At 69.9% G+C, this 14,985-nt stretch carries 17 protein-coding genes and 5 pseudogenes; 11 read left to right on the plus strand and 11 right to left on the minus strand.

The window, feature by feature from the left end:
• Positions 1 to 52: 52 nt before the first annotated feature.
• Positions 53 to 157 (minus strand): annotated as a pseudogene (locus G7085_RS34465) (hypothetical protein); the annotation flags it as partial.
• Between the two features lie 104 nt (positions 158 to 261).
• Positions 262 to 846 carry a hypothetical protein gene (locus G7085_RS32325; protein WP_331715543.1) on the minus strand — a complete coding sequence of 195 codons (585 nt, stop codon included), beginning with the start codon at positions 844 to 846 and terminating at the stop codon, positions 262 to 264.
• Positions 847 to 938: 92 nt separating this feature from the next.
• Between G7085_RS32325 and G7085_RS24910 the strand changes: the two genes are divergently transcribed.
• Complete coding sequence (locus G7085_RS24910) at positions 939 to 1,148, plus strand: hypothetical protein (RefSeq protein WP_231979320.1); 210 nt, start codon at positions 939 to 941, stop codon at positions 1,146 to 1,148.
• Here the strand turns inward: G7085_RS24910 and G7085_RS34470 are convergent.
• Both G7085_RS34470 and G7085_RS07780 read right to left on the minus strand, forming a co-directional pair.
• A pseudogene (locus G7085_RS34470) lies at positions 1,135 to 2,556 on the minus strand (ATP-binding protein); the annotation flags it as partial. The gene G7085_RS24910 and the pseudogene G7085_RS34470 overlap by 14 nt on opposite strands.
• 159 nt (positions 2,557 to 2,715) lie before the next feature.
• A pseudogene (locus G7085_RS07780) lies at positions 2,716 to 4,109 on the minus strand (NCS2 family permease).
• Positions 4,110 to 4,478: 369 nt separating this feature from the next.
• Between G7085_RS07780 and G7085_RS07785 the strand changes: the two are divergent.
• The 3 genes and pseudogenes from G7085_RS07785 (at position 4,479) to G7085_RS07795 (ending at position 7,363) form a co-directional block, all read left to right on the plus strand.
• The gene (locus G7085_RS07785) at positions 4,479 to 4,841 is read left to right on the plus strand and encodes a hypothetical protein (RefSeq protein WP_197510527.1); all 363 of its coding nucleotides are present in this window, start codon (positions 4,479 to 4,481) and stop codon (positions 4,839 to 4,841) included.
• A gap of 435 nt (positions 4,842 to 5,276) precedes the next feature.
• Positions 5,277 to 5,956, plus strand: a pseudogene (locus G7085_RS34475) (beta-L-arabinofuranosidase domain-containing protein); the annotation flags it as partial.
• Between the two features lie 354 nt (positions 5,957 to 6,310).
• Positions 6,311 to 7,363: a beta-L-arabinofuranosidase domain-containing protein gene (locus G7085_RS07795; RefSeq protein WP_197510528.1), complete on the plus strand. Its 1,053-nt coding sequence runs from the start codon at positions 6,311 to 6,313 to the stop codon at positions 7,361 to 7,363.
• A gap of 43 nt (positions 7,364 to 7,406) precedes the next feature.
• Here G7085_RS07795 and G7085_RS07800 read toward each other — a convergent pair whose 3' ends face one another.
• Both G7085_RS07800 and G7085_RS07805 read right to left on the minus strand, forming a co-directional pair.
• Positions 7,407 to 7,640, minus strand: a complete 234-nt coding sequence (locus G7085_RS07800) for a hypothetical protein (protein WP_197510529.1) — start codon at positions 7,638 to 7,640, stop codon at positions 7,407 to 7,409.
• Complete coding sequence (locus G7085_RS07805; RefSeq protein ID WP_197510530.1) at positions 7,625 to 7,786, minus strand: DNA-3-methyladenine glycosylase; 162 nt, start codon at positions 7,784 to 7,786, stop codon at positions 7,625 to 7,627. The genes G7085_RS07800 and G7085_RS07805 overlap by 16 nt, the downstream gene beginning before the upstream one ends.
• 22 nt (positions 7,787 to 7,808) lie before the next feature.
• Here G7085_RS07805 and G7085_RS07810 point away from each other — a divergent pair, with 22 nt between their 5' ends.
• Genes G7085_RS07810 through G7085_RS07825 form a run of 4 tightly spaced genes read left to right on the plus strand, consistent with a single transcriptional unit; the run spans position 7,809 to position 9,814 of the window.
• Positions 7,809 to 7,961, plus strand: a complete 153-nt coding sequence (locus G7085_RS07810) for a hypothetical protein (protein WP_197510531.1) — start codon at positions 7,809 to 7,811, stop codon at positions 7,959 to 7,961.
• Positions 7,913 to 8,605, plus strand: coding sequence for an Ig-like domain-containing protein (locus G7085_RS07815; RefSeq protein ID WP_197510532.1), 693 nt, complete (start codon positions 7,913 to 7,915; stop codon positions 8,603 to 8,605). The genes G7085_RS07810 and G7085_RS07815 overlap by 49 nt, the downstream gene beginning before the upstream one ends.
• Positions 8,606 to 8,618: 13 nt before the next feature.
• Positions 8,619 to 9,341 (plus strand): hypothetical protein, encoded by a 723-nt coding sequence (locus G7085_RS07820; RefSeq protein ID WP_197510533.1) that lies wholly within the window; start codon positions 8,619 to 8,621, stop codon positions 9,339 to 9,341.
• The gene (locus G7085_RS07825) at positions 9,338 to 9,814 is read left to right on the plus strand and encodes a hypothetical protein (protein WP_197510534.1); all 477 of its coding nucleotides are present in this window, start codon (positions 9,338 to 9,340) and stop codon (positions 9,812 to 9,814) included. Before G7085_RS07820 ends, G7085_RS07825 begins: the two co-directional genes overlap by 4 nt.
• A 69-nt stretch (positions 9,815 to 9,883) precedes the next feature.
• On the opposite strand, the pseudogene G7085_RS07830 reads toward G7085_RS07825, so the two are convergent.
• The 3 genes and pseudogenes from G7085_RS07830 to nagB form a co-directional block, all read right to left on the minus strand.
• Positions 9,884 to 10,652: pseudogene (locus G7085_RS07830) on the minus strand (DUF3027 domain-containing protein).
• On the minus strand, positions 10,653 to 11,036 hold the full coding sequence (locus tag G7085_RS07835) for a cold-shock protein (protein WP_197510535.1): 384 nt from the start codon (positions 11,034 to 11,036) through the stop codon (positions 10,653 to 10,655).
• Between the two features lie 77 nt (positions 11,037 to 11,113).
• A complete protein-coding gene (gene nagB / locus G7085_RS07840; RefSeq protein ID WP_197510536.1) occupies positions 11,114 to 11,896 on the minus strand; it encodes a glucosamine-6-phosphate deaminase in 783 nt (260 codons plus the stop codon).
• Positions 11,897 to 12,121: 225 nt separating this feature from the next.
• Between nagB and G7085_RS07845 the strand changes: the two genes are divergently transcribed.
• Both G7085_RS07845 and G7085_RS07850 read left to right on the plus strand, forming a co-directional pair.
• Positions 12,122 to 12,415, plus strand: coding sequence for a hypothetical protein (locus G7085_RS07845; protein ID WP_197510537.1), 294 nt, complete (start codon positions 12,122 to 12,124; stop codon positions 12,413 to 12,415).
• A gap of 319 nt (positions 12,416 to 12,734) precedes the next feature.
• The gene (locus tag G7085_RS07850) at positions 12,735 to 12,959 is read left to right on the plus strand and encodes a hypothetical protein (protein ID WP_197510538.1); all 225 of its coding nucleotides are present in this window, start codon (positions 12,735 to 12,737) and stop codon (positions 12,957 to 12,959) included.
• 4 nt (positions 12,960 to 12,963) lie between these two features.
• On the opposite strand, the gene G7085_RS07855 is transcribed toward G7085_RS07850, so the two are convergent.
• Positions 12,964 to 13,467, minus strand: coding sequence for an NUDIX hydrolase (locus G7085_RS07855; RefSeq protein WP_197510539.1), 504 nt, complete (start codon positions 13,465 to 13,467; stop codon positions 12,964 to 12,966).
• Positions 13,448 to 14,155: a copper homeostasis protein CutC gene (locus G7085_RS07860; RefSeq protein ID WP_197510540.1), complete on the minus strand. Its 708-nt coding sequence runs from the start codon at positions 14,153 to 14,155 to the stop codon at positions 13,448 to 13,450. The genes G7085_RS07855 and G7085_RS07860 overlap by 20 nt, the downstream gene beginning before the upstream one ends.
• A 192-nt stretch (positions 14,156 to 14,347) precedes the next feature.
• Between G7085_RS07860 and G7085_RS07865 the strand changes: the two genes are divergently transcribed.
• Positions 14,348 to 14,824, plus strand: coding sequence for a GNAT family N-acetyltransferase (locus tag G7085_RS07865; RefSeq protein WP_197510541.1), 477 nt, complete (start codon positions 14,348 to 14,350; stop codon positions 14,822 to 14,824).
• Positions 14,825 to 14,985: the final 161 nt, after the last annotated feature.

Genomic DNA, 14,985 nt, shown 5'->3' on the forward strand with positions numbered 1-14,985 from the left:
TTCTCGATCGCCTCGAACTTCTCCCGAGGCCGAGCGCGATGGCCTGCTGGCGCAGGTTCGACAGCTGGCCGCCCGGGATCTCGTGCGAGTAGACGCGGCCGGTCGGGCGGGGAGGCCCGACTCGAACGGCGCGTACACCTTGCGCACGGCCTCCCAGTAGGGCTCGAGGTTGAGGACGGCATCCGGGTCGAGCTCGGGGCCCGCTCGGTCTGGTCGAGCGCCATCAGCAGTGCCGACATAGGGGCTGCGACGTCGTCGAGCTCATCGCGGAGTTGGCCACGTCGACCGCGTCGACCCGGCCTCGATGGCGGCCATCAGGGTGGCGAGCTGGCCGCCGGTGGTGTCGTGGGTGTGCAGGTGCACGGGCAGGTCGAAACGCTCGCGGAGTGCCCGCACGAGGCGGCGCGCGGCCTCGGGGCGCAGCAGCCCTGCCATGTCCTTGATGGCGAGGATGTGGGCGCCCGAGTCGACGATGCGCTCCGCGAGGCGGAGGTAGTAGTCGAGGGTGTAGATCTTCTCTGCGGGGTCGAGCAGATTCGCGGTGTAGCAGAGGGCGACCTCGGCCACCGACGACGTCCCGCGCACCGCGTCGATCGCGGCCGCATCTGCTCGACGTCGTTGAGGGCGTCGAAGATGCGGAAGATGTCGACGCCGGTGGCCGCGGCCTCCGCGACGAACGCCTCGGTGACCTGGGTCGGGTACGGCGTGTAGCCGACGGTGTTGCGGCCACGCAGCAGCATCTGCAGGTTCTGGTTCGGCATCGCCGCACGGAGCGTCGCGAGTCGCTCCCAGGGGTCCTCGCCCAGGAAGCGGAGCGCAACGTCGTAGGTCGCGCCGCCCCAGCACTCCACCGAGAACATCTGCGGCAGGAGGCGCGCCTGGATGGGGGCGACGGCGAGCAGGTCGCGGGTGCGGACCCGGGTGGCGAGCAGCGACTGGTGCGCGTCGCGGTAGGTGGTGTCGGTGACGGCGACCGGGACCTGCCGGCGGAGCGCCCGCGCGAATCCCTCGGCACCGAGCGCCTGGAGGCGCTGTCGGGCCCGTCGGGCGGGACGACGGTGAGGTCGACCTTCGGCAGTTTCACGCCTGGGTCGAGCATTGTCGGGGCTTCGCCGTTCGGCAGGTTGACCGTCACCTCGGCCAGGTGACGCAGCAGCTTGGTGGCGCGGTCGGCGGGCGTGCGGGCCGACAGGAGGTAGGGCCGCTCGTCGATGAAGGACGTGGTGACGCCACCCCGCTCGAAGTCGGGGTCGTCGAGCACAGCGCGCAGGAACGGGATGTTCGTGGCGACGCCGCGCACCCGGAACTCGGCGAGCGCGCGCCGGGCACGGGCGGTGGCCATCCTGAGGTCGTGGCCGCGGGCGGTGAGCTTCACGAGCAGGGAGTCGAAGTGCGGGCTGATCTCGACTCCGGTGCCGGTGGTGCCGCCGTCGAGGCGGATGCCCGCGCCGGAGGCGGAGCGGTAGGCCGTGATCAGGCCGGTGTCGGGCCGGAAGGAATTGAGCGGGTCCTCGGTGGTGATGCGGCACTGGAGTGCCGCGCCGCGGATCTGCAGGGTGTCCTGGCTGATGCCGATGTCGGCGAGGGTGTCGCCGTTGGCGATCCGCATCTGCGCCTGCACCAGATCGACGTCGGTGATCTCCTCGGTGACGGTGTGCTCGACCTGGATGCGCGGGTTCATCTCGATGAAGACATGCTGGCCGGCGCGCGGCCCCTCGGTCTCGACGAGGAACTCGACGGTGCCGGCGCAGGTGTAGTTGATCGCCTTGGCGAACTTGACCGCGTCCGAGGTGAGCGCCGCACGGAGCTCGTCGGAGATGTGCGGGCGGGCGCGATCTCGATCACCTTCTGGTGGCGACGTTGGATGGAGCAGTCGCGTTCGAAGAGGTGGACGGTGTTGCCCTGGTTGTCGGCGAGGATCTGCACCTCGATGTGACGCGGGGCGGCGACGGCCTGCTCGATGAAAACGGTCGGGTCACCGAAGGCGCCCTCGGCCTCGCGCATGGCCGCGCCGAGCTCCGACTCGAAGCGTTCGGGGTCGTCGACCCTGCGCATGCCGCGGCCGCCACCGCCGGCGACGGCCTTGATGAAGACGGGGAACCCGATCGCGGCGGCTCCCTTCCTGAGCGCCTCCACGTCCGTCGAGGGCGGGCACGATGCGAGCGTCGGCACACCCGCCTTGCGGGCCTGCTCGATGGCGGCGACCTTGTTGCCCGCCATCTCGAGGACGGAGGCGGCAGGGCCGATGAACGCGATGCCGTTGTCGGCGCAGGCCTGGGCGAGGTCGGGGTTCTCGGAGAGGAAACCGTAGCCGGGATAGATCGCGTCCGCGCCAGCCAGCTTGGCCGCGCGGATGATCTCGTCGATGTCCAGGTAGGCGCGGACCGGGTGGCCCTCCTCGCCGATCAGGTACGACTCGAGGGCCTTGACGCGGTGATCTGCGTTGCGGTCCTCGTAGGCGAACACCGCGACGGTGCCAAGGCCTAACTCGTACGCGGCCCGGAATGCGCGGACCGCAATTTCGCCTCGGTTGGCGACCAATACCTTCTGGAACATGTGCGTCAGGATAGCGGCGCGTCGCGGCACCCCTCTCTCCGTTCGCGCCGGCCACCGCCCTTGACGCGGCGACCCCGTTTCGCCTAGACGCCCGGCAACGCACCCGGCCCGGGCCTCCTCGTGGGAGACCCGGGCCGGGTGGTCGCGTTTGCGGACGCGTCAGCCGTTCAGCAGGCCGAGGATCACGCCCTGCGCGAAGTACAGGACGAACAGGCCCGCCACCACGTACATGAGCGGGTGGATCTTGCGCCATTCACCCTTGATGAGGCGGATGAAGACGTAGGAGAGGAAGCCCGCCCGATACCGACGGTGATCGAGTAGGAGAACGGCATCAGGATGATGGTGAGGAACACCGGGATGCCGATCTCGTGCTTTGTCCAGTCGATGTCGGTGACCTGCGAGATCATCAGGAAGCCGACGAACACCAGCACCGGACTGGCGGCCTCGAAAGGCACCAGGTTGACCAGCGGGGCCAGGAAGATGGCGAGCAGGAACGCGACGCCGGTGATGACGGAGGCGAATCCCGTGCGGGCGCCCTCGCCGACACCAGCGGTGGACTCGACGTAGCTCGTGGTCGAGGACACGGAGCCGAGGCCACCCGCGACGGCGCCGAGCGAGTCGATGAGCAGGATCTCGGTGGTGCGCGGCGGCATGCCGTCGGAGTCGTTCAGCCCACCCTCGGAGCCGACGGCGACCATGGTGCCCATGGTGTCGAAGAAGTCGGCGAGCAGCAGCGAGAAGACCAGTACCACGAGCGCGAGGAAGTGCGTGAAGGAGAACTGGCCGTCGACGAAGAAGGCACCGAACAGGTCGACGCGGCCGAGGAGGCCGAGGTCGGGCATCGTGAACTCGCTGAGGCTGGGAACGTTCAGCGACCAGCCGGTCGGGTGGGAACCGTCGATGGCCTGGCCACCGATCTTGAGCGTGGCCTCGAGGATGATCGCGAGCACGGTGGCCGAGACGATCGAGATGAGCATGGCTCCCTTGACCTTGAGCACGTGGAGCGTGACCAGGAGGACGAGGCCGATCATGAACACGAGGATCGGCCAGCCCATCAGGTGGCCGTCGACGCCCAGGGTAACGGGGGTGCCCGCGCCCTTACGGACGACGCCCGCGTTGACAAGGCCGATGAAGGCGATGAAGAGGCCGATGCCGACCGAGATCGCGGTGCGCAGCGGCGGGGGACGGCCTTGAATACCGCGGTGCGGAAGCCGGTCAGCACCAGGATGGTGATGATGATGCCCTCCCAGACCACGAGACCCATGGCCTGGGCCAGGTCATCTGCGGTGCGAGGGTGTAGGCGACGAGCGCGTTGAGGCCGAGGCCGGAGGCGATGGCCATCGGGAAGCGGCCGACGACGCCCATCAGGATCGTCATGATGCCCGCGATCAGCGCGGTCGCGGCGGCGACCATGGCGATCGACGCGCCGACGGCGGCGCCGTCAACCTGGGTCATCGCGGCGTCGGTGAACATCGGGGCGCCTGAGATCAGGTTGCCGTTCTTGTCGGCGACGGTTCCGATGATGAGGGGTTCAGGGCGATGATGTAGGCCATCGCGAAGAAGGTGACGAGGCCGCCGCGGACCTCCTGCGGGATGGAGGAGCGGCGCTTGGTGATGTCGAAGAACCGGTCGAGGCCGGAGACGGTGTCATGTGCTGGCGGGGCAGCCGAGGGAGAATTCGTAACCACGGATCCTCATCGTAGGGCGCGCACCGCCCCGGTGGTACACCGGTTCCACTTGGTGGCCAGCCGCTCACACCGGTTGCACCGACGCGGGGGTCGCGTTGCGGTGCTGCCCTATGCTGGGCGTCGGTTTCAGAAAGGGACACCCATGAACCGATTCACGACGACTCTTCTCGCCCTCCCGGCCGGGCTCGCCTTGCTCCTGACGGGCTGCTCCGGTGTGGGCGGCGGCCCGAGCCGGTGGGCCAGGGCACCGCGGCCGGCAACTCGGCCGTTCCCCAGCTCGGGCCGGCGACGGCCCCGACCGAGGTCTCCGTCGAGGCTCCCGCCGGCGGTGCCGCCGTGCGACTCGGCGACACCGAGGAGGCCATCACGCAGGTCGGCTGCACCGAGATCAACGACACCTTCGCCGTCAGCGGCAGCAACGAGGGCGGCGCGAAGGCCGCGGTGACCACCTCGCAGGACCGGCAGAGGGTGCTGGCCGCGAGCGTCGTCCTGGCCGACGGCAAGCTGGTCGACATGAGGAAGGCAGCGGCACCGCCACCATCGCCTGGGACGGCGACAACTTCACCGTCAGCGGCACCGGCCCCTACATCGACCTGATGCAGGGCGACGACGCGGGCGGCCAGGAGATCGGCTTCATGGTGAAGGGCTCCTGCGCGGCCTGACACGCCTGCCGGGGACCCACCCGGCACCCGGACATCCGGCCCCGGACGACACCCGTCGTCCGGGGCCGTCCCTTTCCGGGGCCTCATGAACGAAAGTTCCGAAAAGCATTGCGGGCCTGAGGTGTGACCGGTAACGTCGACGGAGACCCCAGTTTCCCGGCACAGCGGCCGGGACGTCAACGCTCACGGAGGAGCCACCACCCATGCAGATTCCGCACGGGATCCGTCTCTCCAGACGGACCCTTCTCGCAGGCACGGCCGTGGCCGGTGGGGCGCCGCGGCAGCCGCCCTCCTGCCACTGACCTCGTCCGCCTCCCCGCCGCACCCGGCACGACGGCGGCGGGCGCACCCGCCGTCCACCACCCGCCGGCTGGACGGTGCGTCCGTTCGCGCTGAGCGACGTGACCCTCGACGCGGGCAGCGTCTACGAGCGGGCCCAGAAGAACATGCTCGAACTCGCCCGCCGCTACCCCATCGACTCCCTGCTGGTGATCTTCCAACTGCAGGCCGGGCTGCTCACCAAGGAGCAGGCCCAGGCCGCCAAGCCGCGGGTGGCTGGGAGGGCTGGCCCGACGGCGGCGTCGACGCCGCGATCGCCCAGCGCTGGAACGACTCGTACGTGCGCGGCACGAACAAGGCGGGCGCGTCGGGCCTGCTCCGCGGCCACTACACCGGCCACATGCTCTCGATGTTCGCACTCTCCTACGCGTCGACCCACGACGAGGCGATCCTCGCGCGGGCAAAGCAGCTGGTCGACGGCCTCGAGGAGTGCCGCGAGGCGATGGCCGACGGAGTCAGCGGCATCAGCTACTCGCACCCCGGCTTCCTCTCGGCCTACGGAGAGTGGCAGTTCTCCGCGCTCGAGGAGTACGCCCCGTACGGCGAGATCTGGGCCCCGTACTACACGTTGGCCAAGATCCTCGCGGGCTGGTGGAGGTGTACCGGCACTGCGGCTACGAACCGGCCCTCAACCTCGCCCAGGGGATCGGGCACTGGGTCCACGGCAGGCTGTCGACGTGCACCGTCGAGCAGTTGCAGCGGATGTGGTCGATCTACATCGGCGGCGAGTACGGCGGCATGAACGAGGCACTCTACGACCTCTGGGTCGTCTCCGAGGGGAGGGACGATCCCTACGGCGAGCCCCGGAGCACTTCCTCGCCGCCGCCCAACTGTTCGACCAGGACAAGTTGATCTCGTCGTGCACCGCGGATGTGGATCCGCTGACCGACCTGCACGCGAACCAGCACATCCCGCAGTTCGTCGGCTACGCCAAGCTCGCGGCGGAGGGCATCACGCCCCGCGCCGGCACCGCCGCCTACGACTACAAGGCGACGGCCGAGAACTTCTACTCGATGATCACCCCGGCCGGATGTACAGCCACGGCGGCACCGGCGAGGGCGAGATGTGGGGCCCGCGGGCACCGTCGCGGGCGACATCGGCAGCCGCAACGCCGAGTCGTGCGCCGCCTACAACATGCTCAAGGTGTCCCGGTCACTGTTCTTCATGGACCAGGACCCCGCCTACATGGACTACTTCGAACGGACGCTGCTGAACCACATCCTCGGTGGCCGCAGCCGGGGACTGGACAATGCGGCGCTGGACGGCACCCGCCTCACGCCGGGCAACTGCTACATGTACCCCGTCAACCCGGGCACCACCAAGGAGTACGGCAACGGCAACATCGGCACCTGTTGCGGCGGAAGTGCGCTGGAGAGCCACGTGAAGTACCAGGACACCATCTGGACGCATTCCGCCGACGACGAGACGGTGCTCGTGAACCTCTACACCAACTCCACGCTCACCTGGGCATCGAAGTCGGTGACCCTCACGCAGGAGACGCGGTACCCGCAGTCGGACACCATCCGGATCACGGTCACCGGCGAGGCGACCTTCGGCGTGCAGGTGCGCATCCCGGGATGGACGCACGGCGCAACCGTCACCGTCGCGGGCGGTGCCGCGACCCAGGCCCCATCCGGTGCCTACTTCTCGATTCCGGGCCGCGCCTGGAAGACGGGCGACGTCATCGAGATCGTGCTCCCATGGAGCTGCGCACGGAGGCGACGCCCGACCGGCCCGACATCCAGTCGCTCTTCTACGGCCCGACCCTGCTCAACGCCCTCAACCGCGACAAGGCTTTCGCCTCGTTCGGCTTCTACAGCCGCCTCGGGCTCGACGGCACCATCAAGCACGGCTACACGGTGGGGACCGCCGCGACGGGTGAGTTCCAGTTCGTCATCGACGGCACCACCTTCGAGCCGGCCTGGAACGGCAACAACGCCTCGTACCACATGTACTTCGAGCGCTCGGAGAAGACGGTCGCCTTCGCCGGCATCGACTCCGGGGTCACGAACCCCTCCAAGTCCGTGGACGGGGCGAGCATCACGTTGCTCGACGACATCTGGTCGGCCGCCCCGTTCGCCGACCGCCCGGCGTTCATCCGCCGCGTCCAGTCGGTGACGGCGGACTGGCAGGCAGAGAACCGGCTCAACGCGCGCAACCGTCAGGCGATCCTGCTCGCGGCCGGGAAGGCGAAGGTCTGACCCATGACCCTCAAGGAGACATCACACATGCAAGCCACCCTGCGACGCGGCCTCTTCGGCGCCGTCGCGCTCGCCACGGCGCTGGCCGGGACGTTGATCGCGGTCGACGCCGCCGCCGACCCGGTCAACCTCGCGCTCCCGTCCAACCCGCAGAACACGCCCGTCGCGGCGGCCAGCTTCACCAACAGCAGCAACGTCGTCGGATACCTCTTCGACGGCACCGTCGGGGAAGGAACTGGAACTCCTGGAGCGAGGGCGCCACCTCGAGCGTCACCGTCTCGTGGCCGAGGTATGTCCAGGCGCAGGGCACACGGATCCACCTGTGGACCGACTGCCCCACCACCGACTCCTGCTCCGGCGGCGTGCTCCTGCCACGCCAGCTCCAGGTCCAGTACTACGACAAGGCGAGCGACTCCTACCTGCCGGTGGCCTACACCGACGGCGCGGCCCGACCATCCCGACCGGGGTGGCGGGCCAACGCGACTACCAGCTCGACGTCGCCTTCGAGACCGTGAAGACGAGCTCGCTGCGGATCGCCTTCACCAACGGGGCGACCGGTGCGGGCGCCACCGAGCTGCTCATCTTCGGCGAGAACACCACCGAGCACGTGGCCGACCCGGAGCCTGTCGACCCCGGTGATCCGGCCGCCTACCTGGACACCGAGCGGGTTGAGGCACGCACCACCCCTGGCGTGCTGCCGACGCTGCCGGACGGCATCTGGGTGACCTACGAGGCCACCTCGGAGCGCGCCGAGGCCGGCGACGCACCGCTCGTCAACGACGTGCCCGTCACCTGGGACCTCTCCGACATCCCGGCCGCCGACTACGACGCTGCCGGCGACGTCTTCACCGTCGACGGCACGATCGAGGGGTCGGGATTCAGCGTCGAGGCCACGGTGGCCGTCCACGCGGCGCCCCTCTCCGACGCGATCGCCGACGTCGACCCCGTGTCGACGCTGACGACCCCGGGCTCGCACCGGTGTTCCCCGGCACAGTCACGGCCACGTACGAGGACGGCTCGCGCGCCAGCGGCGTTCCCGCCACCTGGTCGACGCCCACCGGCTTCGACGAGGCCGAGGCGATCGGCTTCGCCGACGCGACGGTCGGGGCGCGTCCTACCCGGCCTCGGGCTCTTCTTCGTGGTGGCCCCTCCCCGCTGACGCGCTGCCCATCGTGTGGGTCGAGTTCGAGGAGGGCACCCTGGCGGCGAGCGGCTGGCACACGGCCAAGCCGACCTTCCGCGTGAGGGCCGACCGCGGTGTCAGCGGCTCGCAGATCGACTCGCTCGAGTACTGCCTGAGCGACTGCGGCGCCACCGGCACCGGATGGGAGTCCTTCCGGTACCCCGTCGAGTTGGACAGGCAGGGGCCGGTGAACATCAAGGTCCGCGCCACCGATGAGGGCGGCCGGGTCGGGCACAGCGAGACCGCTGCGAAGATCGACACCCACGCGCCGAAGACGGGCGAGACCCACACGGCCCAGGGACGCGACGCGGTCGTCACCCTCACCGCCACCGACGGGGAGGGCGAATCCGGCGTCAGCCGCACCGTCTGGTCATCGGGCCCCAACAGCAACCCGAACAGCTCGGAGAACGTGATGTGGGGCACCTACAACCCGGACGAGAAGATCCAGGTGCAGCTCTCAACGACCCGCATCACCTACGTGCACTACCGCTCGGAGGATGCGGCGGGGAACCTGGAAGCGGTGCGGACGATCACGTTCCAGAAGGTGAGCGAACCCGAGCCGACACCCACACCCACACCCACACCCACACCCACACCCACACCCACACCCACGCCCACACCCACACCCACCCGACGCCCACACCCACACCCACACCCACACCCACGCCCACACCCACACCCACCCCGACGCCCACACCCACGCCGAGCGTGACCCCCACGCGCACGCCCACCGTGACGCCGACCGCCGGGCCCACCGCCACGGTCACGCCGCCGAGGCCGGTGGACATCTACACGACGCCCGGGTTCCACATCGCCAACGGTCGCTGGTGGCTGACCAGCTGCGAGCCGTACTCGCAGACCAGCCGCTGCACCACGGAGATCTGGGCGACGCAGGTCGTGCGGGAGGGAAGCCGGTTCGTGAACAAGTCGGGCTGGTACTTCAACAGCCTGACGTATCTGCCCATGAACCGGGCCACCTGGGCGGGCAACCCGCTCGCCAGAACCGGTGAGTTCACGAGCTCCGGCCGCAGGTGGCGCACCGAGTGCGACACCCCGGTCACCGGAATGGGCGGGTGCCGCAACTACATCCGGGCCACCACAGTCCAGGCAGACAAGCTGGACGGACGCTGGACATTCCGACAGCAGGACACGTGGGTGCTGAACTCGATGATCAGGTTCAACTGATCCGCACCCGGGAACCACGAGGCGGCGGTCACCCTTTCCGGGTGACCGCCGCCTCGGCGTACGGGTGGATCAGTCGAAGAGGTTCTCGTCGATCCCGATGGTGTCGAACGCCGGGCCGGAAGCTCCTTCGACCGCTGCTCCGCGACGACGTCCGAGTGGCCGCCGCAGCCGTGGTCGAGCGACACGACCCGGCCGTCAGAGGGGAGTACTGGTTGGTGCACGCACCGAACAGGGTGCCGAGCGAGCCCCGCAGGGCCACGAAGTAGCCACAGGTGTGGCAGGGGGCGGGAGCCTCGTGGGAGCCATCGTCCTTCGGCCCGGGTGGGCCGGCGAGCCAACGCTCGGCCGCCTCGTCCCTGCCGAAGTGGCTGAGCACGCGGGCTCGCCCGAGGCCGAGCTCGGCGACGGTGGTGCGCAACTGCACCCAGTCGGCGCTGTCGGCATCGACCGGGAGGTCGGTGGCCGCGAAGCCCGGCTCGAGGCGCGGGTCGTTGTCGGGGGTGGCCATCAGCATTCCGGGGCTGATGTCACCGGCCCCGATGCGGTCCTCCCACGGCACCCAGTCGGGGGCCAGCAGCGCCCCTCCGCCGGGGAGCAGGACAACCTCGTTGACGGTCGGCGCCTTGGCCCTCGAGGCCCTGACGAGCGTCACGGCCCAGTGCCACTCGGCATAGCCCGGAAGCAGGCACTCGAAGGTGTGGGTGGCGATGCGGTCGCCCGGCTCCGCCGTGACGGCGAGATGCCCGCCGACTGCCTCCTCGCCGCCGCTCTCAACCGCGGCTGAACGGGCGAGGTCGACCGCGGCGGCGGTCACGGCGTCAAGCTTGGGCGCTGCCATCTACAACTCCAGTTCATCGGCGACGCGGCGCAGAACCTGCGCCACCTTTTCTGCCTGCCTGCTGTCGGGGTGACGACGATGCCGGTAGCCGTTGCCGATCCCGTCGAGCATCTTGATCAGATCCTCGATCAGGGCCGCCATGTCCTCCGGCTGGCGGCGCTGGGCCTTCGAGAGGGACGGCGGCGTCTCGAGGACCCGGAGGCTGAGCGCCTGCTCACCCTTCCGACCCTCGATGACGCCGAACTCGACCTTCTGTCCGGGCTTCAGCGAAGCCACGCCATCGGGAAGCGCGTTGGAGCGCACATACACGTCACCGCCGTCGTCCTTGGTGATGAAACCAAAGCCCTTCTCGGCGTCGAAGAAGCGCACTTTTCCGGTAGGCACGTCGTCCTCACTTCATTGGTAGTCAGGTGAACGCACAGTCTATCCGGTCGGGCACTGCGCCCCAATCCGAACTGTTGTCAGTCGCGCTGAAAGACCCCGTTGACTTCCTGGAGGTGGCGGAAGTAGTCGGAGTGCTTCAGGTTCGCCGCCGCGGCCTCGTCGATGACGACGATCGCGCGGGGGTGGAACTGCAGGACCGATGCGGGGCAGGTGGCCGCGACCGGGCCCTCCACCATGTCCGCGATGGCCTGTGCCTTGTTCTCGCCGGAGGCGACCATGAGCGTCACGGCGGCGTCCATGATCGTGCCCAGGCCCTGGGTGACGCAGTGGGTGGGCACCTGATCGATGGAGTCGAAGAAGCGCGCGTTGTCCTCGCGGGTCTGCGGGGTGAGCGTCTTGACGCGGGTGCGAGACGAGAAGGACGAGAAGGGCTCGTTGAAACCGATGTGGCCGTTGGACCCGATGCCGAGGATCTGGACATCGACGCCACCCGCGAGGTCGATGGCCTCGTCGTACTCGTCGGCCGCGCCCTGCAGGTCGTCAGCGAGGCCGTCAGGCACGCGGACCCGGGCGGGGTCCATCTTCAGCGGGCCCACCACGTTCTCGCGGATGACGCTGTAGTAGCTCTCCGGGTGCTCCAGCGGGATGCCGACGTACTCGTCGAGGGCGAAGCCGAGGGCGTGGGAGAAATCGAAGGATCCCTCCTCCGCGCGGCGGGCCAGCTCGGCGTAGAGGGCCTTGGGCGAGCCACCGGTCGCGAAGCCGATGACCGGCGTCGGGAGCCCCTCGAGGTGGGTGATCAGCCTATCGGCGGCGACCATGCCAACTTCCCGGGCGTCCTTGCAGATGACAATTTCCATGGCGGAGGTTTCCTCGCTTCGTTGGTCGGGATGACTTCCCTTCAGCCTAGATCCGGGCGGCGGAAATTGCTCATTGAGTGGGCAGATGGGCGGTTTCTGCGCAGAACGGCTGACGAAACGCTCACCTCATCCGCATGAGACTCACCGCCCTGGCGCGCAGGGGTCCGTTTCATCCCCTGCCACCGACCGGAACCCGGCCGCTCCTGCGGTCAGTAGGATGGCGCCATGGCGAGTTGGAAGGACGGGGCCGCGTACGCGCCCATCGAGAGGCCCGACGGGTTCGCCACGCCCCTCGCCGACCCGCTCCCCGTCGGGGACCCCTACGCGGCTGCCACGCCCGGCCCGATCGCCCATCCCGACCGGTTCGACAGCGATCCCGCGCAGGCCGACCTCACCGGGTTGGGCACCCACACCCAGACTCGACGCGACCCCCGCGACCAGTTCGAGGTCGCCTCGATGGCCATGACCGCCGGCCCGGGAAGAGCAGCGGCCGAGACCCGCGCGAGGCCTTCGCGATGAGCGCCTCGACCATCACCGCCCCCGGCCCGCCGCCCCCACCGGAACGCCACTGAGCATCGGGCCCGCGAACCAGACCTGGCCCGACCCCGCCCGGCCCGCGCCTGTGGCTACGGGCCACGCCGGCCAGCCCGGCCCCGTCCCGCCCGGCGCCGTCGCTCCGCAGCAGGGGAACCCGTCGGCCCCCGGAACCGGATGGCCCCCGCCCGAGGCGGGCAACAGATGGCTCCCCAGCAGCGGGCAGGGCAACCGCCCGCCCCAAGGGCGCGGAGCAGTCGCGCACCCTGTGCTGGATCGGCGCAGGGCTCTGCGGGTTCGGGTGATGCTGACCGGCGCCGCCCCGTTCCTGCTGCTGGTTGCCGGGGCGCTCGGCCTCCGCACCACCACCCGCACGTCCTACCTCGGGCCGGCCGCGCTCGTGGTCGGCGCTCTGCTGATCCTGTTCCAGCTGTTCAGCGCCACGCTCGGCAACTCCAGCCTGCTCGGTTACGTGGCCTCGCTGGCGGCCTGCATCTGGTTCGTGAAGGGCGCCCTCAACCGCGACTGACCCGTCACACGGGAACGGTCGATTCCTCCACCTCGCCGAGCTCGATGACGGCGCCACCGTCCCATGCCGCGAGCCCGCCCAGTTCGGAGGGCCACACCGGCTCCGGGAGCGCGGCCAGCGGGAACCAGGCCGTCTCGACCCGCCTCCTGCGCTCCGCGTCCGTCAGGTCGGCGTCGACGGCGTCGAAGCGGGCGGTGCGGAACAGGTAGAACGTCTCGGCCTGGATCAGGATCCGGTCGGAGTAGCCGTGCGTGACGACCCGCCTTGCGACGGGCCCGACGAGGTCACCCCGGTCGATCTCGAGGCCGGTCTCCTCCCGCACCTCGCGGACCGCTGCATCCCGGAGGGCCTCCCCGGCGTCAACTCCCCCGCCGGGCACCTGCCAGAACCGCGAGCCCGGCAGCCCGGGGTCGGTGTCGCCCTGCAGCAGCACCTCGTCGTCGGCGACGACGATGACGCGGGCCCCCTGCCTGCGACGGACGGGTCGCTCAGGCGGGATGCCGGACATGTGAGACCTCGTCCTCGATCAGGTCGCGCCAGGAGGCCACCAGGTCGGCGTCGACGTACGCCTTGAACGACCTGCCCGGGCGTGCGGGCGAGCCGATGTGGAACGCACGCACCCCGGCCCGCACCAGCCACGGCACGTGCTCGGCGGCGAGCCCACCGCCGGCCATGATCAGCCGGGCGACGCCCTGGTCGGCCTTCGCACGGGCCACGAGATCGTCGAGCCCCTGCTCCACCCCGCGTACCGACCCGGCGGTCAGCACCTGGGTGAGGCCCGGCAGCGTCAGCACGTCACCCCAGGCGCGGTTCACGTCGAGGCAGTGGTCGATGGCCCGGTGGAACGTCCACGGGAAGTCGCCCTGGCCGACCAGTTCGCCCATCACCTCGAGGTCGACGCGGTTGGCCCCGTTCAGGTAGCCGAGGACGACGCCGTCGGCGCCGGCGTCCCGGTAGGCGCTGATGAGGCCCTTGAGGCGGGTGGCCTCGCCGCCGTCGGTACCGAACCCTGCGCGGAGCCGCACCATCGGGCGCACCTGGATCGATGTGGCGCGTCGGACCTTCTCGACGACGCGCGGTTCAGGGGAGAGCCCGTCGTCATCCATGGTGCCCACCAGTTCGATCCGGTCGGCGCCGCCGGCCTCGGCGCGCTCGGCATCGGCGGCGTGGAGCGCGATCACCTCAAGCAGACTCATGGCCACATTGTGCCGGGTTGCGGGCGGTGGCGGTCGGCGACCCGCGCGAATCGACGCTCCGGGTCGGCATGCGGCGGGGCCGCCGCTAGTGTTGCCCGGTGCCCGAACCCATGCTTCGTCCCCGACCCCCGACGACGCCGGGGCCTGGTTCGACTTCCTCGTGGAACAGCAGGCCCTGACCTACCGGGCATCGTGCCCGCCGACTTCGCCGACCTCCAGCGGAGACACCGGGACGGGTGGGTGGCCGGGTTGGCCGCGAAGTTCTCCTCCCCGGCACCGCTGCGCGGCTCGTGGCCGTCGCGGACGGCGAACTGGTGGGCCTCGCGTCGATCGTCGACGGCCCGCCGACTGGGAGATCGGGGCCGGGTTCGTGCCCGCCCGGCCGGGCGCGAGCTGAGCAGGCTGTACGTTGCGCCGTCGTTCCAGGGGACGGGGCTCGCCGCCAGCCTGTTCGAGGCGATCGACGACGGGAGCGACCTGTATCTCTGGCTGATCGACGGCAACGAGCGCGGGCGGCGCTTCTACCTGCGCCGGGGTTCGTCGATCTGGACGAGTCGTTCGAGGCCGGCGAGAGCTGGGGCCACGTGGCGATGCACCGGATGGCCCGGCTCCGAGGTTGATGGGAAGGGTCCGCCCGGCCTGAGCCGGGCGGACCCTGGGTTCAGCTGAACAACACGATGTTGTTGAACACCCACTTCCCTCGGATCCACCGGAACGTGGCCCTGCCATCCACCCTCACCTCGGTGAGGACGTCCGCGCGCAGGTAGCTGCGGCAGCCGTTACGCCCGGTGGCCGGGGTGTCGCACTCCGTTCGCCACTGGCGCCCGGAC

The organism is Tessaracoccus coleopterorum, assembly GCF_011174705.1.
Lineage (GTDB): Bacteria > Actinomycetota > Actinomycetes > Propionibacteriales > Propionibacteriaceae > Arachnia > Arachnia coleopterorum.